The organism is Hymenobacter caeli, from assembly GCF_013294115.1.
In the GTDB taxonomy this organism is placed as follows: Bacteria; Bacteroidota; Bacteroidia; order Cytophagales; family Hymenobacteraceae; genus Hymenobacter; species Hymenobacter caeli.
In genome coordinates, this window is the sequence record NZ_JABSNP010000005.1 from 20,306 (window position 1) to 42,432 (window position 22,127).

Annotated in this window: 22 protein-coding genes; 13 read left to right on the top strand and 9 right to left on the bottom strand. The window is 67.9% G+C overall.

The features are described from left to right. The first annotated feature begins 1 nt into the window (after position 1). Entirely contained in the window at positions 2-343 is a 342-nt protein-coding gene (locus tag HNP98_RS06795; protein WP_173809306.1) for an STAS domain-containing protein, read from the top strand. A 169-nt stretch (positions 344-512) separates the two neighbouring features. Here HNP98_RS06795 and cdaA read toward each other — a convergent pair whose 3' ends face one another. After that, positions 513-1,340, bottom strand: a complete 828-nt coding sequence (gene cdaA / locus HNP98_RS06800; protein ID WP_173809308.1) for a diadenylate cyclase CdaA — start codon at positions 1,338-1,340, stop codon at positions 513-515. Positions 1,341-1,584: 244 nt separating this feature from the next. After that, positions 1,585-2,478, bottom strand: coding sequence for a dihydropteroate synthase (gene folP, locus HNP98_RS06805; protein WP_173809309.1), 894 nt, complete (start codon positions 2,476-2,478; stop codon positions 1,585-1,587). A 129-nt stretch (positions 2,479-2,607) separates the two neighbouring features. Between folP and HNP98_RS06810 the strand changes: the two genes are divergently transcribed. From HNP98_RS06810 to HNP98_RS06830, 5 genes are read left to right on the top strand one after another with little or no spacing between them, the layout of a single operon-like run. Next, positions 2,608-3,144 carry a DUF1599 domain-containing protein gene (locus HNP98_RS06810; RefSeq protein WP_246275014.1) on the top strand — a complete coding sequence of 179 codons (537 nt, stop codon included), beginning with the start codon at positions 2,608-2,610 and terminating at the stop codon, positions 3,142-3,144. 48 nt (positions 3,145-3,192) lie between these two features. After that, the gene (locus tag HNP98_RS06815; RefSeq protein ID WP_246275015.1) at positions 3,193-4,365 is read left to right on the top strand and encodes a BT_3928 family protein; all 1,173 of its coding nucleotides are present in this window, start codon (positions 3,193-3,195) and stop codon (positions 4,363-4,365) included. A gap of 6 nt (positions 4,366-4,371) precedes the next feature. After that, the gene (locus HNP98_RS06820; RefSeq protein ID WP_173809310.1) at positions 4,372-5,430 is read left to right on the top strand and encodes an ABC transporter permease; all 1,059 of its coding nucleotides are present in this window, start codon (positions 4,372-4,374) and stop codon (positions 5,428-5,430) included. Positions 5,431-5,437: 7 nt separating this feature from the next. Continuing rightward, entirely contained in the window at positions 5,438-5,968 is a 531-nt protein-coding gene (locus HNP98_RS06825) for a shikimate kinase (RefSeq protein WP_173809312.1), read from the top strand. Between the two features lie 53 nt (positions 5,969-6,021). Further along, complete coding sequence (locus tag HNP98_RS06830) at positions 6,022-6,669, top strand: sterol desaturase family protein (protein ID WP_173809314.1); 648 nt, start codon at positions 6,022-6,024, stop codon at positions 6,667-6,669. A 126-nt stretch (positions 6,670-6,795) separates the two neighbouring features. Here the strand turns inward: HNP98_RS06830 and HNP98_RS06835 are convergent, their stop codons facing one another. The 4 genes from HNP98_RS06835 to HNP98_RS06850 form a co-directional block, all read right to left on the bottom strand. Then, the gene (locus HNP98_RS06835) at positions 6,796-6,987 is read right to left on the bottom strand and encodes a hypothetical protein (RefSeq protein ID WP_173809316.1); all 192 of its coding nucleotides are present in this window, start codon (positions 6,985-6,987) and stop codon (positions 6,796-6,798) included. An 88-nt stretch (positions 6,988-7,075) separates the two neighbouring features. Continuing rightward, a complete protein-coding gene (locus HNP98_RS06840) occupies positions 7,076-7,882 on the bottom strand; it encodes a TPM domain-containing protein (RefSeq protein WP_173809317.1) in 807 nt (268 codons plus the stop codon). Further along, the gene (locus tag HNP98_RS06845; RefSeq protein ID WP_173809319.1) at positions 7,879-8,337 is read right to left on the bottom strand and encodes a TPM domain-containing protein; all 459 of its coding nucleotides are present in this window, start codon (positions 8,335-8,337) and stop codon (positions 7,879-7,881) included. Before HNP98_RS06845 ends, HNP98_RS06840 begins: the two co-directional genes overlap by 4 nt. A 122-nt stretch (positions 8,338-8,459) precedes the next feature. After that, positions 8,460-9,065, bottom strand: coding sequence for a LemA family protein (locus HNP98_RS06850; protein ID WP_173809320.1), 606 nt, complete (start codon positions 9,063-9,065; stop codon positions 8,460-8,462). Between the two features lie 195 nt (positions 9,066-9,260). On the opposite strand from HNP98_RS06850, the gene HNP98_RS06855 reads away from it, so the two are divergent. After that, positions 9,261-10,262: a sugar phosphate nucleotidyltransferase gene (locus HNP98_RS06855; protein ID WP_173809321.1), complete on the top strand. Its 1,002-nt coding sequence runs from the start codon at positions 9,261-9,263 to the stop codon at positions 10,260-10,262. Between the two features lie 204 nt (positions 10,263-10,466). Here the strand turns inward: HNP98_RS06855 and HNP98_RS06860 are convergent, their stop codons facing one another. Then, complete coding sequence (locus HNP98_RS06860) at positions 10,467-10,967, bottom strand: gluconokinase (protein WP_173809322.1); 501 nt, start codon at positions 10,965-10,967, stop codon at positions 10,467-10,469. A gap of 216 nt (positions 10,968-11,183) precedes the next feature. On the opposite strand from HNP98_RS06860, the gene HNP98_RS06865 reads away from it, so the two are divergent. From HNP98_RS06865 to HNP98_RS06885, 5 genes are all read left to right on the top strand, one after another. Beyond that, entirely contained in the window at positions 11,184-12,215 is a 1,032-nt protein-coding gene (locus HNP98_RS06865) for a flagellar biosynthesis protein FlhF (RefSeq protein WP_173809323.1), read from the top strand. A 139-nt stretch (positions 12,216-12,354) separates the two neighbouring features. Next, positions 12,355-14,598, top strand: coding sequence for a prolyl oligopeptidase family serine peptidase (locus tag HNP98_RS06870; protein ID WP_246275016.1), 2,244 nt, complete (start codon positions 12,355-12,357; stop codon positions 14,596-14,598). Positions 14,599-14,620: 22 nt separating this feature from the next. Beyond that, positions 14,621-15,247, top strand: coding sequence for a hypothetical protein (locus tag HNP98_RS06875; protein WP_173809324.1), 627 nt, complete (start codon positions 14,621-14,623; stop codon positions 15,245-15,247). 178 nt (positions 15,248-15,425) lie between these two features. After that, positions 15,426-15,653 carry a hypothetical protein gene (locus tag HNP98_RS06880; protein WP_173809325.1) on the top strand — a complete coding sequence of 76 codons (228 nt, stop codon included), beginning with the start codon at positions 15,426-15,428 and terminating at the stop codon, positions 15,651-15,653. A gap of 120 nt (positions 15,654-15,773) precedes the next feature. After that, on the top strand, positions 15,774-16,328 hold the full coding sequence (locus HNP98_RS06885; RefSeq protein ID WP_173809326.1) for a GNAT family N-acetyltransferase: 555 nt from the start codon (positions 15,774-15,776) through the stop codon (positions 16,326-16,328). A gap of 274 nt (positions 16,329-16,602) precedes the next feature. On the opposite strand, the gene HNP98_RS06890 is transcribed toward HNP98_RS06885, so the two are convergent. Both HNP98_RS06890 and HNP98_RS06895 read right to left on the bottom strand, forming a co-directional pair. After that, positions 16,603-18,732, bottom strand: a complete 2,130-nt coding sequence (locus HNP98_RS06890) for a matrixin family metalloprotease (RefSeq protein ID WP_173809327.1) — start codon at positions 18,730-18,732, stop codon at positions 16,603-16,605. Positions 18,733-18,895: 163 nt separating this feature from the next. After that, positions 18,896-19,876 (bottom strand): glycoside hydrolase family 43 protein, encoded by a 981-nt coding sequence (locus tag HNP98_RS06895; protein ID WP_173809328.1) that lies wholly within the window; start codon positions 19,874-19,876, stop codon positions 18,896-18,898. A gap of 295 nt (positions 19,877-20,171) precedes the next feature. Here HNP98_RS06895 and HNP98_RS06900 point away from each other — a divergent pair, with 295 nt between their 5' ends. Next, positions 20,172-21,977, top strand: coding sequence for a M61 family metallopeptidase (locus HNP98_RS06900; RefSeq protein ID WP_246275017.1), 1,806 nt, complete (start codon positions 20,172-20,174; stop codon positions 21,975-21,977). Positions 21,978-22,127 lie beyond the last annotated feature (150 nt).

Here is a 22,127-nt window from a genome sequence, read left to right on the forward strand (position 1 = left end):
CATGCGTGTCTACCAGGAACTTCTGCCCCACAGCTGCCTGCTCATCCTGACCGACAACGACGGATGGGCCGGCTCGGCCCCCCTGGCTAAGGCCCTGCGCTGGGCTCTGCGCCACCACCACCGCCGCGTGTGGGTGGACTGCACCAGCGTGGCCCACCTAAGCGCCACCGTGCTGGCCCTGCTCCAGCAAGGAGCCGAGCGCCTGCGCCAGCGCGGCGGCTGCCTCGTGCTGTGCCACCCCCCCCGCTCGTTCGGCGACCCCAACGACGAGCGCGTGCCCGCCAGCCTGGTGGTGGCGGCGTCGCTGCTCGACGCCGAAAACGTGAACATGCAGTTTGAATAGAGCTTACGCTCCCGGCCCAGTGCCCGTCACTGCCGGCAGGCTGCCCTGCCGGCAGTGACGGGCACTGGGCAACCAAGCCTCAGCGGGACCGACCCGCTGGGGCTCTAGCTTTTATTACCAATCCGCCGCCCCACGGGGCCGCTGGCTACCCAGCCGGGACAAGCTGCGCCTAGGTGGCGGTTGCCACGGCCACGGGCTGGCCGGCGGCGCGGCTGTCGGTCCCCAGCCACTCGCCGAGGCGGGCGGCCAGCGCGGCCGCGTCGAGGCCGCGCTCCACCACGCCGCGGCGCACGAGGCTCATCTGGCCGGTTTCTTCGCTCACCACTAGCACCACGGCGTCGGTGATTTCGGTGAGGCCGATGGCGGCGCGGTGGCGCAGGCCCAGGGCGGCGGGCACGTCGGGGTTGTCGCTCACGGGCAGGATGCAGCGGGCGGCTTGCAGGCGGCCGCCGGTCACAATCACGGCCCCGTCGTGCAGGGGGCTGGTTTTGTTAAAGATGCTCAGCAGCAAGCGCTTGCTCACTTCGGCGTCGAGGCAGTCGCCCGATTCAGCGTAGCTGCTCAGGTCGGAGGCCTGGCTGAAGCAGATGAGGGCCCCGGTGTACTTGCTGCTCAGGCTTTTGGCGGCCTCCACGAAGGGGGCCACCGTGAGGGGCTCGGCGGCGGGGCGGCCCCAGCGCCAGCGCCGCACCCGCTCGAAGGCCGTGGCCTGCCCCACCGTCAGCAAAAAGCGCCGGATTTCCTGCTGGAACAGGATGATGGTGGCCAGCACCCCCACGCTCATGAACTCGCCGAGGATGGTGGTGAGCAGCTCCAGGCCCAGGGCCTTCACCACGAGGTAGAGCAGGTAGAGCGAGGCCCAGCCCACGGCCACGTTCAGGGCCACGGAGCCGCGCAGCAGCTTGTAGAGCTGGTAGAGCAGCACGGCCACCAGCAACACGTCGGCCGCGTCCGTCCAGCCGAAGCGCAAAAAATCGATGGGGAACGGACCGGACACGGGGTGGGACTGGAAGAAAAGGAAAAGGGAAGTGCGAGGTGGGCAGCGGCAGGCCGCCGCGCGGGGGCCACGCGGCAAAGACGCTAGGCCATTGCCCCGGCGTAAAGACGCCAAAAGCGGGCCTACCGTTGCCAGGGCCGCGCTGTTTCGTTCGCATTTAGGTAGCGGGCGGACCCGCGCCCGGGTGGGGCCGCCTGCTGAACCGCTCCCACGCGCCGGAAGGAGCGTTTGGCCGTTCGGTGGCCTAGGCCGCTGCTTCGGGAAAGATATTCAAAAAAAGCTGAATTACCTGCATGGCCTCGGCCGCGTCGTGGGCCCGCAGCAGCTTCGCGCCACCTTGCAGGGCCAGCATGTGCAGGGCCGTGGTGCCGTTGAGGGCCGTTTCGGGGGCGAGGCCGAGGGGACCGTACACCATTTTTTTGCGCGAGAGGCCGGCCAGCAGGGGCCGGCCCAGGACCCCCAGCTCGGGTAGGCGGCGCAGCAGCGCGTGGCTTTGGGCGGCGGTTTTGGCAAAGCCGAAGCCGGGGTCCAGCACCACGTCCACGGCCCCGGCCTGGCGCAGGGCGGCCAGGCCGTCGCGGAAGTAGCGCAGCAGCGTCAGCACCAGGTCGTCTTCGTAGTTCGTCAGTTGGCTCATGGTGGCGGGTGTGCCGCGCAGGTGCATCAGCACGTAGGGCACGCGCAGGCGGCCCACGGTGGCAAACATGTCCGGGTCGAGGGTGCCGCCGCCCACGTCGTTCACCAGGTCGGCCCCGGCGGCCACGGCGGCTTCGGCTACGCTGGCCCGGAAAGTATCGACGGAGAGAAACGCGTCCGGAAATTCGCGGCGCAGGGCCCGCACGGCGGGCAGCAGGCGGGCGGTTTCCTCGGCCACCGACACATCGGCCGCGCCGGGGCGGGTGCTGTAGGCCCCTACGTCGAGCACGGCGGCCCCGCCGGCCAGCAGGGCCCCGGCGCGGGCCAGCAGGTCGGCCTCGGAGGCCACCCGGCTGCCGGCAAAAAACGAGTCGGGCGTGGCGTTGAGGATGCCCATTACCCGGGGCCGCCGCAGGTCGAGCAGCCGGCCGTGGGGGCTCAGGAGTGAATGGGTGAAGCCGGGCGCGAGTGGATGGGCGGGGGCGGGCGGGCGGGGCAGCATGGGGCGGGTTGGGATGAGCCGGGCGGGGCACGGCGGCTCAATATCCGCCGGGCGGGGCGAACTTGCGGCGGTGAAGGGCAACGCCCCCGCGGCCGCCTTCACTCATTCGCTCATTCGCTCGTTCACCCCTTGACCGCCACCCCCGCGCACTACGACCTGCTGCTGGCCCGCTGCCGCCAGCTGTTCCTGGCCAAAACCCACGACTACGGCACGGCCTGGCGCATCCTGCGCCTGCCCTCGGTTACGGACCAGATTTTCATCAAGGCCAACCGCATCCGCACCATCCAGGAGGTGGGCACTCAGCAAATTGCCGACGGCGTGGACGAGGAGTTCGTGGCCATCGTCAACTACTGCCTCATCGCCCTGATGCAGCTGCACCTGCCCGCCGACGCGCCCCTCGACCTGGCCCCCGACGCCGTGGCCGCCGCCTACGACCGCGAAGCGGCCGAAAACCGCCGCCTGCTGCTGGCCAAAAACCACGACTACGGCGAGGCTTGGCGGCAGATGCGCGTGAGCAGCATCACGGACCTGATTTTGATGAAATTGCACCGCGTGAAGCAGCTGGAGAACCTTGGCGGCGCGGCCCAGGTTTCGGAAGGCGTGGAGGGCAGCTACCGCGACATGCTCAACTACGCCGTGTTTGCCTTGATTTTACGCGGGGCCTAGCGCCGCCGGGGCCCACAACTGCGGCCCTTGTTCCATCGTTTCTTCGCCATGCCCATTTCCACGTCTTCTGCTTCGGCCGCGGCCTCGCCGCCGTCGCTCGCGCCGCCCCGGCCGCTGCGCTACTTCACCCGCGCGTGCTGGGCACTGCTGGGGGCCGTGTTCGTGTTTTCGGGGCTGATAAAGCTCAACGATCCGGTAGGCACGGCTTACAAGCTGGAAGAATACTTCGAGGTATTTGCCAAGGACTTCAGCCCATTTTTCCTGAACTTCAAGGAAGCGGCCCCGTTCCTGTCCATCTTCCTCAGCTCGATGGAAGTGGTGCTGGGCGTGGCCGTGCTGCTGCGCTGGCATCTGCGCCAAACGCTGTGGGTGCTGCTGGCGCTGCTGGTGTTTTTTGGGTTCCTCACCTTCTACTCGGCCGCGTTCAACAAGGTAACGGACTGCGGCTGCTTCGGCGACTTCCTCAAGCTCACGCCTTGGGCCTCGTTCACCAAAGACTTGTTTTTGCTGGGCCTGTGGGGCGTGGTGTTCTGGAACCAACGGTTTTTGCGGCGCACCTTCGCCCCGGGCACCACGGGCCTGATGACGATGACCGTGGCCACGGCCCTTGCCGTGGGCATCGGCATGCGGGCGCTGGGCCACCACCCATACTTCGATTTCCTGCCCTACAAGGTGGGCAACAGCATTCCGCGGCTGATGAAGGCCCCCGAGGCGGCCCGCTACCGCTACACGTTCGCGCGCAACGGCGAAACGAAGGCATTCGAGCAGTTCCCGACCGACTCGACCTGGAAGTACCAGTCCATGACCCTGCTGAACCCCGCGCAGTCGCGCCCCGCCATCACCGACTTTGCCGTGTACGACCTGGAGGGCAACGACGTGACCCAGCAGATTCTGACCGGCAACAAGCTCGTGCTCATCATCCAGAACAGCAACAAGGCCAACCGGGAGCGGTTCGAGCCCATCAACGCCCTGCTGGGAGCGGCCGAGCAGTCGCGCAAGCACATCGGCGTGCTGGCCATCACTAGCACCAGCCCGGCTAAGTTCGACGCCTTCCGCCACGACGTGAACCTAGCCGTGCCCTACTACACCGCCGACGCCACCGTGCTCAAAGAGATGGTGCGCTCGAACCCCGGCCTGCTGGTGCTGCGCGACGGCACCGTGCTGGCCAAGTACCACTACCACGACGTGCCCAACCTGTACGACGTAGAAAAGCTGTTTTAGGGCCCCATGCTCACCTTCTTCCTTCGCCGCCTGGGCCAGGGCCTGCTCGTGCTGGTGGGCGTGGCCTGCACGGTGTTTTTTCTGTTCAACGTGCTGCCCGGCGACCCCGCCGCCCTGCTGGCCGGGCAGCGCACCGACCTGGCCACCAAGGCCGCCATCAACGCCGACCTGGGCCTCGACCAGCCCCTGCCCCGGCGCCTGGTGGGCTACCTCAACGACGTGTCGCCGCTGGGCCTGCACCCGCGCGACTCGGCCGGGCGGGCCCGCTACGGGGGGCTGGCGCTGCTGCCGCTGGGGCCCCGGGCCCTGGTGCTGAAGGTGCCCTACCTGCGGCGCTCGTTCCAGAGCAACAAGGACGTGCTCCGCATTTTGCTCGATTATTTCCCCGGCACGCTGTGGCTGGCGCTGGCGGCCATGCTGCTGGCCAGCGTGGGCGGCGTGGCCCTGGGCGTGGCGGCGGCCCTGCGGCCGCAGTCGGCCCTGGACCGGGCCCTGGTCACGACTTCGGTGCTGGGCATATCGGTGCCCTCGTTCGTGGCCGCCATCCTCATCGCCGTCACGTTTGGCTTCTACTGGAGCCACTGGACGGGCCTGAGCCTGACCGGGCAGCTGTTTGAAACCGACCCTTTTACCGGCCAGCGGCACCTGGCGCTGCGCAACCTGCTACTGCCGGCGGTGGCCCTGGGCGTGCGGCCGCTGGCGGTCATCACCCAGCTCACGCGCTCGAGCATGCTCGACGTGCTGGGGCAGGACTACATCCGCACGGCACGGGCCAAGGGCCTGAGCTACCGGGCCACCGTGCTCCGCCACGCCCTGCGCAACGCCCTGAACCCGGTGGTGACGGCAGTATCGGGCTGGCTGGCCTCGCTCATGGCGGGCGCGTTTTTCATCGAGTACATCTTCAACTGGAAAGGCCTGGGCACCGTCACCCTGCGGGCCGTCGAAAACCTCGATTTCCCGGTCGTGATGGGGGCCACGCTCTTCGTGGCGGCGCTGTTCGTGCTCATCAACATCGCCGTGGACGTGCTCTACGCCGTGCTCGACCCGCGGGTGAAAATCAACTAACTGCGCCATGCACCTTTCCTTACTCGGCATGCCCGGCTCGGGCAAAACCACGCTGGGCCGGGCCCTGGCCCAGCACTTCAACCGGCCGTTTTTAGACCTGGACGCCGAGGTAGCGGCGCGGGCGGGGCAGTCCATCCCAGCCGTTTTTGCGCAGCACGGCGAAGCCTATTTTCGGCAGCTGGAGGCCGAAGCGCTGCGGGCCGTGGTGGCCCGCCCGGGGCCCCTGGTACTGGCCACCGGCGGCGGTACGCCCTGCTTCCACGACAACATTAAGGTATTGAACAACAGCAGTTTTACCCTTTGGCTGGACGTGCCGGTGGCCGTGCTGGCCCACCGCCTGGGCAAGGGCGGGGCCGCCAAGCGGCCCTTGCTGGCCGCCACGGGCCCCGGCCTCGCCGCGTCGCTGGCCGAAACCCTGGCGGCCCGCCGGCAGTTTTATGCCCAGGCGCGGCTACGCTTTGCGGAAACCCGGTTGCCGCTGGAAGCGTTGTTGCCTGCACTGGCCCGGGCCGGCTTCCCGGCCTCCGCCCTCGTTTAAGCCCGGGGCCGTAAATTTGCGGGCCGCATTGTTCGCATAATTCTCTCTAATCCATGCAACCAGTTTCCGCAGCGCCTGCCCCGGCGGCCCCCGTGCGGCCCAAGCACAAAGGCTCGGCCCAGCTTTTCGAAAACCCCTTGCTTGAGCGGCTTTCCCACACCCACATTGCCTGGCCGGTGGGCATTTTCATCGCCACCACGCTGCTGAGCCTCTACTACGGCTTCACGCACGGCTTCCTGTCGGGCGCGTCGGCGCTGGGGCTGTTTCTGGGGGGGCTGTTCCTGTTCACGTTCGTGGAGTACGCGGTGCACCGCTACCTCTACCACCTACCGGCCACCACGCCCCGCAAGGCCAAGTTCCAGTACACGATGCACGGCGTGCACCACGAGTTCCCGAAGGACAAAACCCGGCTGGCCATGCCGCCCATCGTCACGGTGTTCGTGGCGTCGCTGCTGTTCTTCATTTTTCGGCTGGTATTTGGGTCGTGGGCCTTCGGGGTGCTGGCGGGCTTCACATTTGGCTACGCTTCGTACCTGTTCGTGCATTACGCCATCCATGCGTATTCGCCGCCCAAAAACTTCCTGAAAGTGTGGTGGACGCACCACAGCCAGCACCACTACCGGCAAGATGAGGTAGCCTTCGGCGTAAGCAGCACCCTCTGGGACCACCTCATCGGCACCATGCCCAAGGCCCGCGAGTAGGCGTTAAGCCGGTTTTAGCGGCCGGTAACTAAACAAAAAGAAGCGCGGCCGCTCCCGAATGTGGGGGCGGCCGCGCTTCTTTTTTGCAATGGGTGGGCGTGGTGCCGGGGCCTGGTTGCCCGAAACCTACGACTGGCTGCCGCCCCCGCCCCCGCTGATTTTGCTGACGACGAAGATGATAATCGCCACGACGATCACCACGCCGATGATGCCCGTGTAGGCCCCGGCTTTGAAAATTTCGCCGATGGCGGCGCAGCTGCTGAGCGAGAAGGCAAGTACGCCAACCAGCAGAAATACGGAGAGTCGGAGGGAACGCATGGCGGAGTAAAAAGGGGATGAAAAGGGCTCCAGGGTGTCTGGTGCGGGGTAATACTGCCGCGGCCGGCAAAAGGTTGAGCGCCCGGCCCTACCAGCTGCCGCTGGCCCCGCCGCCGCCGCTGCTGCCCCCCCCGAAACCGCCGAAGCCGCCGCCCCCACCGCCCCCAAAGCCGCCGCCGCCGCCGCCGAACCCGCCGCCCAAGCCGCCGAAGATGAGGGGCCCGCCCAGCCCGCCGAAGCCGCCGCTGCGCCCGCCCCCCCCGCCGCCCCGGCGGCTGATTTGGATGAAGATGAAAATGGCGATTAGAATGGCCACCACCAGCCCGAACCCGGGGCCCTTCTGGCCCGCGCCTCCGGCGTCGGCCGGGTCGGCCTTGTACTCGCCCTTGGCCAGGGCAATGAGCTGGTCGGTGCCGCGGTCGAGGCCGGCGTAGTACTGGCCCTGCTTGAAGGCCGGCACCAGCGTGTTGCTGATGATGCGCTTGGCCAGGGCGTCGGGCACGGCCCCCTCCAGGCCGTAGCCGGTCTGGATGCGGGCGGTGTGCTCCTGCTGGGCCACCAGCACCAGCACGCCGTTGTTGGTTTTCTTCTGGCCGATGCCCCAGGCGCGGTACAGCGCCTCGGCGTAGTCGGCGATGTCGTTGCCGTCGAGGGTGGGCACGGTCACGACGGCAATCTGCGAGGAGGTGCTGTCGTTGTAGGCCACCAGCTTCTGCTCCAGCGCGTCGGCCTCCTGCGGCTGCATCAGGTGGGCCAGGTCGTTCACGAGGCGCGGCGGGTCGGGGCGGGCGGGCACCTTCAGGCTTTGGGCCCGGGCCCCCAGGGCCCCGCCCGCGGCCAGCAGCAGCACCAGCAGGTACCGGGCCAGGGCCCCGCGGATAGCAGCGGTTTTCATGGGCGGGGGGCCGGCTCGTCGCCGCCAATCGAGATGCTGTCGTCCAGCTCGTTCACGTCGGTGGCCGCGTCGTAGGGGAAGTAGCGCTGCAGCTGCTCGCCCACCTGGCGGATGCCGTGCTCGAGGCCGGCCACGTAGTTTTCCCGCCGGAACTCGCTGAGCACGGCTTCCTTGGTGGTTTCCCAAAAGTCGTCGGGCACGGCCGCGTTGATGCCCACGTCGCCGGCCAGGGCAAACTGTCGGCTGGTCCAGGCCAGGTAGAACAGCACGCCGTTGCGCTGGGCGGTTTTGTGCATGCCCAGCTCGGCAAACACCTGGGCCGCTCGGTCGAGGGGCTCGGGCGTGGGGCAGGTGTCTTCCAGGTGCACCCGGATTTCGCCCGACGTGGTGACCTCCGCCTGCCGGATGGCCGCCACCAGGGCCGCGTCCTGCGCGGGGGTGAGGGGGGATTTCATTGGCGAGTTATGAATTATGAGTTATGGATTATGAGTTGGTGCTTGGGCCCCGTATTGAGCCGTCAAGCAGCTTGTTGTCTGGCCCCAAACTCATAACCCATAACCCATAACTCACAACCAGATTATTTCGTGGTCTTCCCGCCCATGTCGCCGAAGTCGACTTTGGGGGCTTCCTTGGCGGCCGCGTCGGCTTCGAAGTAGGGCTTTTCCTTGAAGCCGAACATGTTGGCAAACAGATTATTGGGGAACGAGCGGGTGAAGGTGTTGTAGTCGGTGGTGGACGCATTGAAGTCGTTGCGGGCCACGTTGATGCGGTTTTCGGTGCCTTCAATCTGGGCTTGCAGCTCCTGGAAGTTGGCGTTGGCCTTCAGCTCGGGGTAATTTTCGGACACGGCCAGCAGCCGGCCCAGGCCGGAGGACAGCTGGCTTTGGGCGGCCTGGAATTTCTGGAGGTTTTCGGGCGTGAGCTGGTCGGCGTTGAGCTGCACGCTGGTGGCCTTGGCGCGGGCCTCAATCACGCCCTCCAGGGTCGATTTCTCGAAGTTGGCGGCCCCCTTCACGGTGTTCACCAGGTTGGGGATGAGGTCGGAGCGGCGCTGGTAGGCGCTTTGCACGTTGGCCCATTTGTTTTTCACTTCTTGGTCGCGCGTGACCATGCCGTTGTAGCCGCACGACGACTGCGAGAGCAGAATAACAAACCCGGCGAAATAGAGAAGAAGGCGTTTCATGAGCGGAAAGGGTGAGGTGAAAGGGTAAAGAAAGCGGCGCGGCGGCCAACCCGGCGGGGCCCTGGCCGGTTGTGGGCAGCAGCCGGGCCCCAATACGCAGCGGAAGCCCGGCGGTTGTTTGCCGGCCGGGGCTTTACTTGCGGGCCGGGGCGGGCCGCAAGTACGGCGCTATCCTTTACATTTTTTCTTCCCGTAGTGAAAGCCATCATCCCCGTTGCCGGCATTGGCTCGCGCCTGCGCCCCCACACCCACACCCAGCCCAAAAGCCTGGTGCCGGTGGCCGGCAACACCATCCTGGGCCACATCATCGACCGGCTGACGGCGGCGGGCCTCACCGAGTTCGTGTTCGTGGTGGGCTACCTCGGCGACAAAGTGGTGCGCTACGTGAAGCGCCACTACCCCCAGCTGCAAGCCACGTTCGTGCTGCAAGAGCCCCGCGAGGGCCTGGGCCACGCCCTGTGGCTGGCCCGCGACACGTTCCGCCACGACCCCGACGGCGTGCTCATCCTGCTCGGCGACACCATCGTGGACGTGGACCTGCCCGCCCTGCTGGCCACGCCCGGCACGGTGCTGGCCGTGAAGGAAGTGAAAACGCCCTCCCTCTTCGGCCTCGTGGAAATCGGCCCCGGGGGCCGCGTGCGCAAAGTGGTGGAGAAGCCCACCATCCCGAAGTCGAACTTCGCCCTGGTGGGCCTCTACAAGCTGGCCGATGCCGAGCGGCTGGCCCTGGCCCTGGAGTGGCTGATGGCCAGCAACGTGCGCACCCACGGCGAGTACCAGCTCACCGACGCCCTGATGCACCTCATCGAGCAGGGCGAGGAGATGACCACTGCCCCGGTGGACAACTGGTTCGACTGCGGCCGCAAGGACACGCTGCTCGAAGCCAACGCCCGCCTGCTCAACCGGCCCGAGTTCCTGGAGGCCCGCGACTACTCCGAGTTCACGGGCTCGGTCATCATCCCGCCGGTCAGCATCGGACACGGCTGCCGCATCGAAAACTCCATCATCGGCCCCAACGTGGCCATCGGCGACAAAACCATCGTGCAGAGCACCATCCTCAGCAACTCCATCATCGGCTCGTACTCCGAGCTGCGCTTCGCCGTGATGCACGACTGCATCGTGGGCTCCGACGCCTCGTTCCGGGGCATGAACCACAGCCTCAACATCGGCGACAACACGGAGATTGACTACAGCTGAGGAATTAACTATATGAGGGTTAATTTTTAATAAGGAAGTTATTCAGGAATCGGTAAAAGCAAGTAGAACGTCATGCTGAGCGCAGTGAAGCATCTCTACCGCTTCGCTGCGGCTGTTCAACGCAGCGGTAGAGATGCTTCACTGCGCTCAGCATGACGCCCTGGCGAATTACTAAACAGCTTCAAATTACCCAACCGTCCACCATCAACTTTTCAGCCCCAGCCGCGCCACGATTTCGTCCACCAGCTGCGCCGGGGGCACGTCGTCGGTGAGGCGCAGGCCGTAGGCGGGCTTTTCGAGGGTGGCCAGCTGCGAATCGAGCATGTCGGCCTTCATGTAGTGGCCGGTGCGGCCTTCGAGGCGGACCCGCAGCACGGCGGGGTCGGTGTCGAGGAATACCCACTGGAGGGGGCCCCGGGCCCCGGCTTGCAGCGTCTGGCGGTAGGCTTCTTTCAGGGCCGAGCAGGCGAGCACGGCCCCGCCGGCCTGCTCCCAGCGGCCGAGGTCGGCGGCGAGGGTAGCCAGCCAGCCGGCCCGGTCTTCGTCGGTGAGGGGGTGTCCGCTGGCCATTTTGGCCACGTTGGCGGCCGGGTGGAAGTCGTCGCCGTCGTAGAACGGCCGGCCCAGGCGGGCGGCCAGCAACTGGCCCACGGTGGTTTTGCCGCTGCCCGACACGCCCATCACAAGAAAAAGGGGTTGGTTCATGGGCGCAAGTAACGCGGTTCGGCGAGCTTGGGTTGGTGGCCGGGACCGGGCGGCGGCCGAAACCCCGCGGCCCAGCTTTGGGGCGGCCGCCGGGGCCGGGTTGGCGGCAGCTCCGGCCCCGGGGCCCCACCGGGCGGTTCGGCCATTACCGGGCCGGCGGCGAAAAGCCGGCAGCCCGGGCCGTACTTTGCGGTTCTTCCACCGCCGCTTTTTCGCATGATGCTTCGCCGTTTTCCGCTGCTTGTTGCGTTGCCCCTGGGCCTGCTCCTGGGCCGCCCCGCCCCGGCCCAGACGCCCCTGGGCCAGCCCTCGCTCGACGAGGCCAAGGTGCAAATCTGGTGCGCCACGGCCCGCTTCGTGTACGACGACGCCGGCCGGCCCGGCCTCAAACGCACCGTGCGCTGCGCCGGGGCCGACCTGCCCGCGCTGGCCGCCAGCCTGCGGCCCGACAGCCTGCGCATCTACCAGCTGCTTTACCAGCCCATCGAGGGCCAGGGCAGCATCTACAAAGGCAAGAAAAGCACCCCGGCCCAGCTCGGGGCCCTGGTGAAGGCCATTGTGCGGAAGCTAAATGCCTCCCCCGCCCGCCGCCGCGACCCCGCCCGCCGGGCCCGCCTGCAAGCCCTCGAAACGGCCCTCACCAACTACGTGGCCCACGGCACGCCCCCCGGCGACGTGCCCGCCGCCATGGTACCCGCCGCCCCCGACACCGCCGCCACCGCCGACAACGGGGCCGCCGGCCCGGCGGAAACCGCGGAAGACCAAGCCGTGCGCGACGCCAACCCCGGCGCCCTGCTGCCGCCCGGCACGGCCGCACCGTCGGCCACGACCAGCCTGCTCGACCGCTTTGCCGCGCCCCTGGCCCTCATTTTGGGCCTCCTCAGCCTGGTGCTGTACGTGATGCTGCGCATCAGCCTGGGGCAGTGGCGGCGGCAGCAGCGCCGCGAAACCCTGAGCGCCACCCACGCCGCCGCCGGGGCCAAAACCGCCGCCGAGCAAGCCGCCGCCGCCGTAGCCGACGCCGCCGCCCGCGTGAAGCGCGCCGAAGCCCTGGTGCTGGCCGCCGCCCCCGACGAAAGCCCCGCCCCGGCGGCCCCCGCCGACCGCCTCACCCCCGCCCAGCGCCTGGAAGTGGAGCGCCTCGTGAGCCAGCGCGTGGACGAGGAAATGGCCTGGCTGCGGGCCCAGCTGCCCGAGCTGCTGGCCGGGGCCACCGGGGCCCCGACCGCGCCGGATACGGTGGAGTAGCCAGCTGCCTTGAGCGGAACCCTGCCCCCGGCCCACGCCGCTTGATGCGCGGCGTGGGCCGGGGGCGGGGTTCCGCTCAAGGCAGCTGGCTATTCTATATTTGAAAAATACTACCGCACTCCAGCCCCCTTGCTTTCGTATGAACACGACCCACAAACTAGCCCTGCTGGGGCTGCTGGCGGCCCCCGTGGCCTGCCACGCCACCTCCCCGCCCCGCAACACGCTGCCCAATTACCACGCCCTGACCGAAATGACCGTGCCCGAGCCCGGCGACCCCACCCACGCCGCCCGCCCCGAGTACGTGCCCCCCCTTGCCCCCAACCCGCCCGTGAAATACCCCGTTGCCCGCAAAACCGACCAGGTTGACGACTACTTCGGCACCAAAGTGCCCGACCCCTACCGCTGGCTCGAAAGCCTCGACTCGCCCGAAACCAAGGCCTGGGTGACGGCCGAAAACGAGGTGACGTTTGGCTACCTGGGCCAGATTCCGTTCCGCGACAAGATCCGCGACCGGCTCACCAAGCTCTGGAACTACGAGCGCTACGGCGTGCCCGAGCAGGTGGGCGAGCGGCTGGTGTTCAGCAAAAACGACGGCCTGCAAAACCAGGCCGTGGTGTACGTGCAAACCGGCGCGGGCGAGCCCCAGGTGCTGCTCGACCCCAACAAGTTTTCGGCCGACGGCACCACGGCCCTCGCCGGCACGGCCTTTAGCAACGACCACCGCTACCTGGCCTACGCCACCAGCGGCGGCGGCTCGGACTGGCACCAGGTGAAAATCATGGACCTGACGACGAACAAGACCCTGCCCGAAACCCTGGACTGGGTGAAGGTATCGGGCACGTCGTGGGTGAAAAACGGCTTTTACTACAGCCGCTACGACGCGCCCAAGGCCGGCGAAAACGGCCTGGCCGGCAAGAACGAGTTCCACAAAGTGTATTACCACCAGCTGAACACGCCGCAGAGCGCCGACAAGCTGGTGTACGAAGACAAAAAGATGGTGCTGGGCTTCCGCACGGCCGACGCCACGGAGGACGAGCGGTTCCTGGTGCTGTCCTTGACGGATGGCAAGGCCGACGGCAGCCGCCTGCTGGTGCGTGACCTGCACGACCCCAAACAGGCCGCCACCTGGGCCACGCTCATCCCCTCCTACGAGTCGCACAACCACGTGCTGGGCAACGTGGGTGGCGAAGTACTGGTGTACACCGACTACAAGGCGCCGCGCTTCCGGGTGGTGCGCATCGACCCGAAGAAGCCCCAGGAAGCCAACTGGCACGACGTGCTGCCCGAGGCCAAAGACAAGCTGGAGGACGTGAGCCAAGTGGGCGGGCACCTGGTGGCCACGTACTTGCACGACGCCAGCTCGCAGGTGAAGGTGTACGACGAGGCCGGCAAGTTCCAGCACGACGTGGCGCTGCCGGCCATCGGCACGGCCAGCGGCTTCGGCGGCCGGCGCACGGATAAGACCGTGTACTACGCCTTCACGTCGTTTGCCTACCCGACCACGATTTACAAGTACGACCTGGCCACCAACGCCAGCACCGTGTTCAGGGCCCCCACCGTGGACGTGAACCCGGACGACTACCTGACCACCCAAATCTTCTACGCCAGCAAGGACGGCACGAAGATTCCGATGTTCATCATTCACAAAAAGGGCGTGAAGCTGGACGGCCACAACCCGACCTACTTGTACGCCTACGGCGGCTTCAACATCTCGCTCACGCCGGGCTTCTCGGTGGCGCGCATGCTGTGGCTGGAAAACGGCGGCGTGCTGGCCATCCCCAACCTGCGCGGCGGCGGCGAATACGGCGAGGCCTGGCACCAGGCCGGCATGACGCCCCGCAAGCAAAACGTGTTCGACGACTTTATCGCCGCCGCTGAGTATTTGAAAGTCAGCCAGTACACCGACTACGACCACCTGGCCATCGCCGGCGGCTCGAACGGCGGCCTGCTGGTGGGGGCCACCATGACGCAGCGCCCCGACCTATGCAAGGTGGCCCTGCCCGCGGTGGGCGTGATGGACATGCTGCGCTACCAGGACTTCACCATCGGCTGGAACTGGGCCCCGGAGTACGGCACCAGCAAGGACCCCAAGCAGTTCGCCAACCTCTACAAGTTCTCGCCGCTGCACAACCTGAAGCCCGCCGCCTACCCCGCCACGATGGTGACCACCGCCGACCACGACGACCGCGTGGTACCGGCCCACTCCTTCAAGTTTGCCGCCGCCCTGCAAGCGGCCAACACGGGCCCCAACCCCACCCTGATTCGGGTGGACGTGAACGCCGGCCACGGCGCGGGCAAAAGCACCAAGCTCCAGATTCAGGAGTGGGCCGACGTGTGGAGCTTCTGCTTCGCCAACATGAACGTGACGCCCAACGTGAAGTAGCTGGGCGGCTTATCTTTAAACCATGGCCTACAGCGATTTTTCTTCTCTTGAGTTAAAGCGCCGGTTTGGCATTCGCTTCCGGGCAGAATCCCTGTTTTCGGAGCCGCGGGAAATCCAGCCGAGTGCCTGGCTCCAAGAAACCCTGCGCCTGGGGCAGGAGCTGGGGTTTAACAGTGAAAAGTCGCGCTCGGAGCGCTTGGTTACGCCGTTACTACTGGAGCTGAGCAACTTGAACCAGCACCGGTTTGCTATTTATTCGGGCATGAACCTCGACGTGGACGAGCTAAACGGCTTGAAAGGGGAGTGTGATTTCATTTTTTCCTTCAGCCGGATTCAGGATTTTGTGACGGCCCCCATCTTCTGCATCACGGAGGCCAAAAAGCAAGACCTGGAGCACGGCACAGTGCAGTGCGCCGCCCAGCTGCTGGGGGCCCGGCGGCTGAACGAAGCCGAGCAAAACGCCATTCCGGTCATCTACGGCTGCTCCACCACCGGCATCGAATGGCGTTTTTTGAAGTTGGTAGGGCAGGAAATCATCATCGACGAAGCCCGGCTGACGCTGGCCGAATTGCCCCGGCTGTTGGGCATCCTCCAGGCCGTAATTGATGCCGCCGGGGCGACTTTGCCATCCGCTGAGTGCCCAGCGTAGCCGCACGGCCGCGGCAGACCCGGCTGGGGCCCGCAACGTGCGAGGCTTCTGCTTTGCCAACCCGAACTGGACGCCCAATGCGAAGCAGGCCGCCCGTTTCCCGCGCGGATTACGTACTGAGGCTCACCGCCGCCCGGCAACCGTGCGTAACTTGCGGCCCCAAACCCGTCTTCACTTCATGAAAAAGCTGCTGTTCCCCGGCCTGCTGGCCGCCACCCTGTGTTCGCTTTCCCTCACGTCCTGCGGCTCGTCGTCCGATGCCGACGACAACGCCCGCGTGACGGCCCTGCCGCCGCTGCCCGCCGCCCCCGACACCACCAAAGGGGCCCAGCAGCCCGCGGCCATGCGCGAGCTGAACTCGGTGAACGCCACCAAAGACATCAAAAACATGCAGCCGCAGATGTAGCACCCGGCCGCTGCGCTGGGGGCCCTTCTGTTTTCCTGCCTTCGATTGGGCTGTTGCCGCGGGTGCGGCGGCAGCCCAATTACTTTTACGGGCCCGTCCCCTTCCCTCCTTCTACCTGCTATGGCCGCCGACCCCGCTTCTGCTCCCGATGGATTTCCCGTGCTGCGCCGCGGCCGCGAGGCCGACCTGCCCCAGGTGCTGGCCCTGATTCAGGAGCTGGCCGTGTACGAAAAAGCGCCCGATGCCGTGACCAACACCCTGGCCGAGATGCGGCGCGACGGGTTCGGGCCCCGGCCCATCTTCGGGTTTTTCGTGCTCGAAAACGCCGCGCAGCAGCTCGTCGGCCTGGCTTTGTTCTACACCGCCTACTCCACCTGGAAGGGCCGGATGCTCTACCTCGAAGACCTGGTCATCACCGGGGCCGCCCGCCGCGGGGGCCTGGGCCGCGTACTCTTCGACGCCGTGGTGGCCGAGGCCCGCGCCACCGGGGCCCACCGCCTGAAGTGGCAGGTGCTGGACTGGAACGCGCCCGCCATCGGCTTCTACCAGAAGCTGGGGGCCCAGATCGAAACCGAGTGGCTGAACGGCAACCTCGACGCGGCCCAGCTGGCCGCCTACGCCGTGGGGCCCGCCGCGCAAGCCGTGGTGGCCGCCAGCACCTTGCATAGCTTTTAGCGCCGCCTTGCTTTTGGCGCACCGGGCTGGCCGCCAAACGAGCCCCCGCCGGCTGGGCCAATTGCTTCCCTGCCGCGGCGGTGCGCGGCCGCGGCCGTGCGCGGGAAAGACCGCCGCTTCAGCGCCGGCCTCTGCGCCGCTTTCCCCTCGCCGGGCAGGGCTGGGCGGCCAGCATCGAAACGAAGGCGGTTTCGCCGGCCACCGATTTCAGCTACGGCTTCCAGGACCTGGATTTGTCGCACGGGCCGCAGGGCCCCGGCGCAGGCCAGCGGCCCTACAGCCGCAAAAACTTCCGGCTCTGGTAACCACCCTGCCCATCCTGCCAGCGGAAGATGTAGAAGCCCGGCCGCAGCGCGGCCACGTCGAACGTGAGCACGTTGAGGCCGGGCAGCACGGCGGCGGCGGCCAAGCGGTAGCGGCGGCCCAGCTCGTCGTAGAGGCTGTACACCAGCGGCGCGTCGGTGGCGGCGGTGTACTGGAAATTGAGCTGCGTGCCCGTGACCGGGTTGGGAAACAGCGCCGCCGCGGGGGCCCCGGCGGGGGCCAGCAGCAGAGGCGCGGCGTAGTCGCGGGTGCCGTCGGGGCGCACCAGGCCCAGGCGGTAGTACGCGAGGCGGGCGGGGGCCTGGGCATCGGCCACCTGGTAGGCCGTGCCGGGGGGGCCCAGCGCCACGGCGGCCACGCGCTGCCAGCCGGCGGTGGCGGCGGCCGTGTCGAGGCCCGCGCTGCGCTCCACCACGAAGCTGCTCAGGAAGCAGTCGTCCTGGGTGGCCCAGCGCAGCACGGGGCCACCGGTTTCGGTGGCTGCGGTGAGGGCCGTGAGCGGGGCCGGCAGCAGGGCCGGCCCGCCGCAGCCGCGGTTGCGGAAGCTGCGGGTGCGCAGCACCTGGCGGCCCCCGGCCACGTCGCTTTCGGGGGCGAGCTGGCGCGAGTTCTGGCCCCGGGCAATGGCGTAGTGCATGATGGCCCCCGGCCGGATGAGGTGGCTGAGCTGCTGGGCGTGGCCCAGCTCGTGCACGGCCACCGACTCAAAATCGACCTGCTGGCCCACGGCGATGGCCGGCCCGAACTGGAACGCAATGGCGCTGCTATACTGCGTGTCAATCTCGTTGACGTAGAACACCACCGAGCGGTCGGGGGCGTAGCAGCCCTGGTAGTAGCTGGTGGTGCGCCCCAAAATGCCCGCCGGCAGCGCGGCGCTGGCCTGGTCGAAAGCCACCACGCTCAGGCCGTCGCTGGCGATGTCGTTGGCCGTGGCCGGGGGCCCCAGCTCCCAGTTCATGCCCGTTTGGCAGCGCCAGGTGGCCAGGGCCCGCTGCCAGGCCGCGCCGGCCGCCGCGTTGGCCCCGAAGTTGGGCGCGTAGCGGAAAGTGAGGCCCCCGTGGGCATTGTTGGCCACGTGGTTGGGGCGCTGCACGTTGGGCGGCACGTCGGTGCTGGCCACGTTGGTGAGGGCGTACACCACGGTGAGGGCCCCCGGGCTGGCCGCCGCGCTGCCGCCGTCGGGCGTGACGCGCACTACCCCCGTGCCCGCCGGGTGGCCGCCCGCGCCCGCCGACGGCACCCGCACCTGAATGGCGTTGTCGGCCCAGGCCAGGTAGTCGGCCGCCAGCGGCTGCACGGTGGTGCGCCCCCCGTCGTCGGCGTTGGCAAACTCCACGAAGCCCCCGCCCCGCGTCGCCCCGAACCCGCTGCCCTGCACGGTGAGCACGGCCCCGGTGCCGGCCGGCAGCTGCGCCGGCTGCAAGCCCGTGACGACGGCCACCGCCGCGCCTTTGGCCGCAACCAACGGCCGGGCCTGCGCAGCGGCGAGGGCCGGGTTGGGGCGCAGGGCCAGGCGCGGCCGGGTGCCCGCCGGGTCCAGGGCCCGGTAAAAGGCCGCGTCGATGGCCGGGTAGGCGCGGAACGGGTCGGCGGCCGTGGCGCGGGCCAGGTCGTAGGCCACGAAGCCCTGCGTGCTGCCGTAGGCGGCGTATGCGGGGCCCGCGAGGCCCAGACCGGGCCAGGGCGCGGGGCCCAGAAACAATACCCCCTGCTGGCCGGGGGTCAGGCGCAGCGTGTTGGTCAGCACCTGCTGGTCGGGCCCCAGCCGGCCGCCTTCGGTCACCACCACCAGGCCGGCGGTGTCGGCGGCGCTGCCCTTCAGCAGGCCGAACACCCGCAGGCGGTGCCGGGTGAACAGGTGCCGGTGGCCGGCGTCCCAGAAGCTGCGGGCGTCGAGCACCTGGGCTTCGGCGATGAGCGTAGCCGCGGCCGCCCGCTGGGCCGGCGCGATGGGCACCAGCAGGCAAGGCGCGGCTTCGGCGGCGGGCAGGCTTTGGGCCCCGGCGGGCACGGCGGCCAGCGCGGCAGCCAACCCCAGCAGGGCCCCACGGCCCCGCGCAACAATAGTAATAATCGACATATCCAACGGCAGCGCTAAAAACGAAATCAGAGCAGTTTACGAGTTATTATGGCAGGAATTAAAAATTAAAAATGATGAATTAAAAAACTGACATTCAGACTTTTAATTCATCATTTTTAATTTTTAATTCTACCTTGGGCTTTGCACTCACCCGAGACCTGCCCTAAGGTACGAGCGCACCGGCCGGTCCGGGTTGCGGCTGCCACGAGGGCGTGCCCCCGGCCACGCGCGGCCAGCCGTCGGGGTCGTAGTCGAGGCGGTCGAGCAGCAGGGCGCGGCGGGTGTAGCCCTCCGCGTCGTCGATGGCCGCGAAGGTGGGGCGGCGCACGTCGATGGCGTGGTAGGCCAGCCAGTCCTGCCCGGCGGCATCGGTCACGACGCAGTTGTGGCCCGGCGCGAGCCAGTGGGCGTTGGCCGCCACCACGGGCGCGGGCTGCACCTCGAACGGCCCCGTGGCGGCGCGGCTGCGGGCCACCAGCACGGCGTAGTGGGCCCGGGGCCCGCAGCAGTTATCGCCCGAAAAAAACAGGTAGTACCAGCCGTCGCGCCGGTGCAGCCAGCTGGCCTCGATGAGGCGGTGGTAGTTGGCGGCATCGTCGGCCGGGCCGCTGGGCTGCACCACGGCCCGGGCCGCGCTGCTGGGCGCGAAGCTCACCCGGTCCTCGGCCAGCGCCTGCACCCACAGCGGCCCGAAGCCCGAGCCCCAGTACAGCAGCCGCTGGCCGGTGGCGGGGTCGTCGTAGGCCATCGGGTCGATGCAGGTGAAGCCGGGGCCCCGCAGCAGCGGCCGGCCGCTGTCCACGAACGGGCCGGCGGGGCCGTCGGCCACGGCCACGGCCAGCGCCAGGGCCCCGTCGGGCGCGTCGTCGGGCCGGGCCGAGTAATACAGGTAGTAGCGGCCAGCGGCTTCGCTCACGTGGGGGGCCCACAGCTTCTGGGTGGCGGCGGCCCAGGCGGGCTTGTGGGGCAGGGCGTCGCCGAGGTATTCCCAGGCCGTCAGGTCGCGCGAGCGGGCTACCTGGATGTTCACGATGCGCCCGTCGGCCAGCCGGGTTTGGGTGCCGTAGGCGTAGTACCAGCCGTCGGCGGCCCGGATGATGGTGGGGTCGGGAAAGTTGTCGTCGAGGATGGGATTGGTGTACATTGTTGGGAAGCGGGAAGTGAGGGGTGGGGGGCGAGGGGTGGGAAATGAGGAGCGGGGCCGGGCTGCCGGCTTTTCGCCGGCTGCCCGGTAATCGTTGAATCGTTAAACCGTAGCCAAGCCGTGGCGTGCATCGCCCGGCAATTACGCAGGAGAGCAGCAACGATTACCGGGCAGCCGGCGAAAAGCCGGCAGCCCGGGGCCGGGAGCTCCGCCCTGCCTTACGCACGCCGCGCGGGGCTGCGCCACCGCTGCCGTTCTTTGCGCCTGCATTTTCCCATTCATTCCCGTTTTTTCTTTGAAAACCCTCCTGAGCCTGGCCGCGCTGCTGGCCGCCGCCGCCGCCCACGCCGCCCCCGCCCCGCCCGAGCTGACCTACACCGTGAGCATGGACCCCACGGCCGCCGCCCACCAGTTCCAGGTGCGGCTCGAACTGCCCAAACTGGGCAAGGAGCAGGCCGTGTACCAGTTTGCCGCCACCGCGCCCGGCACCTACCAGGTGATGGACATGGGCCGATACGTGCGCCAGTTCGCGGCCTTCGACGCCCAGGGCCGGCCGCTGGCCAGCAAGCAAATCGGCCCCAACCAGTGGGAGTTGGCCCAGCCCACCAAAACCCGCGAAATCCGCTACACCATCGCCGAAACCTGGGCCACGCCCGTGGCCGAGCACAACGTGTACCGCATGTGCGGCTCGTCGCTGGAGGCCGACCACGCCCTGCTCAACGGCCAGACGGTGCTCGGCTACCCGCAGGGCTGGCAGGCCAAGCCCCTGCGCCTCAAGCTGAAATACCCCACCACCTGGACCGTGGGCACCGTGCTCGTGCCCGACGGCGACGGCTACTTCCACGCTAAAAGCTACGACCAGGCCGTGGACTCGCCCATCCTGCTCGGCCGCCTCACCAACGCCGCTACCAAGGTGGGCAACGCCGACGTGGCCCTGTACTGCTACTCGGCCACCGGCCAAATCGAGGCCTCGCCCCTGCTGGCCGACATGCAGAAGATGCTGGGGGCCGCGCAGGCCTTTCTGGGCGGCGACCTGCCGGTGAAGCGCTACGCCTTTTTGTACCTGTTCGGCGACAAGTCGGCCGGGGCCTGGGAGCATTCCTACAGCTCGGAGTACATCCTGCGGGAAGCGCCCCTCACGCCGGCCTTCGCCCAGGGCGTGGTGGACATCGCCGCGCACGAGTTTTTCCACATCGTGACGCCGCTCAACATCCACTCCGAAATCATCGAGCACTTCAACTTCGTGCACCCCACCGGCTCCGAGCACCTGTGGCTCTACGAGGGCGTGACGGAGTGGGCCTCGCACATGATGCAGCTGCGCGGCGGCCTCGTGCCCCTCGACGAGTACCTGGCCACGCTGCACAACGAGGAGCAGTACGACCGCACCCGCTCCGACACCACCTACGCCCTCGGCAAGCTGGGCCTCAACTCGTTCTCCGATGAAGGGCAGCGCCAGTACGGCAACATCTACCAGCGCGGGGCCCTCACCGCCAGCGCCCTCGACCTGCGCCTGCTCGAGCTGAGCCACGGCACCCGCGGCCTGCGCGACGTGCTGCTGGAGCTGGCCAAGAAGTACGGCCCCGATCGCCCCATCAGCGAGAAGAACTTCTTCCAGGACTTCACCGCCCTCACCTACCCCGAAATCGGCGACTTCTTCCGGCGCTACGTGCAGGGGGCCGAGCCGCTGCCGCTGCACGCGTACTTCGGGCGCATCGGCATCCGCTACGACGCCACGCTGCACACCGGCCGCCAGGTGGCCACCCTGGGCCCCGTGGCCTACCAGGTGCGCGGCGACGAGGTGTACTTCAAGCAGGTGAGCCCGGCCCTGCAAGCCGCCGGCGTGGCCGTGGGCGACCAGCTCACCGCCGTGGACGGCACCTTCGTGGACCGCCGCAACTACGCCGCCGCCCTCGACAAAATCGCCGCCCGCCCCGCCGGTGCCGACCTCGCCCTCAGCATCCGCCACGCCGGGGCCCCCGCCCAGGAAGTGCGCGTAAAACTGACCGCTAGCGAAGAAATTCAGCGCTACCACTTCGCCCCCGACCCCGCCGCCACCCCCGACCAGCTGGCCGCCCGCGCCGCGTGGCTGAAGAACCTGTAAGGAACCTACCCCGAAACGCGAGAAGCCCCGGCTGCTGGTGCGGCCGGGGCTTCTCGCGTTTCGGGATGGGGCATAGTGGCAGCACTCATTCGAACCTTTTATACTAAATGGTGTCCAATTAAATCGCTGTGTCACTGACCGTACCCAGCC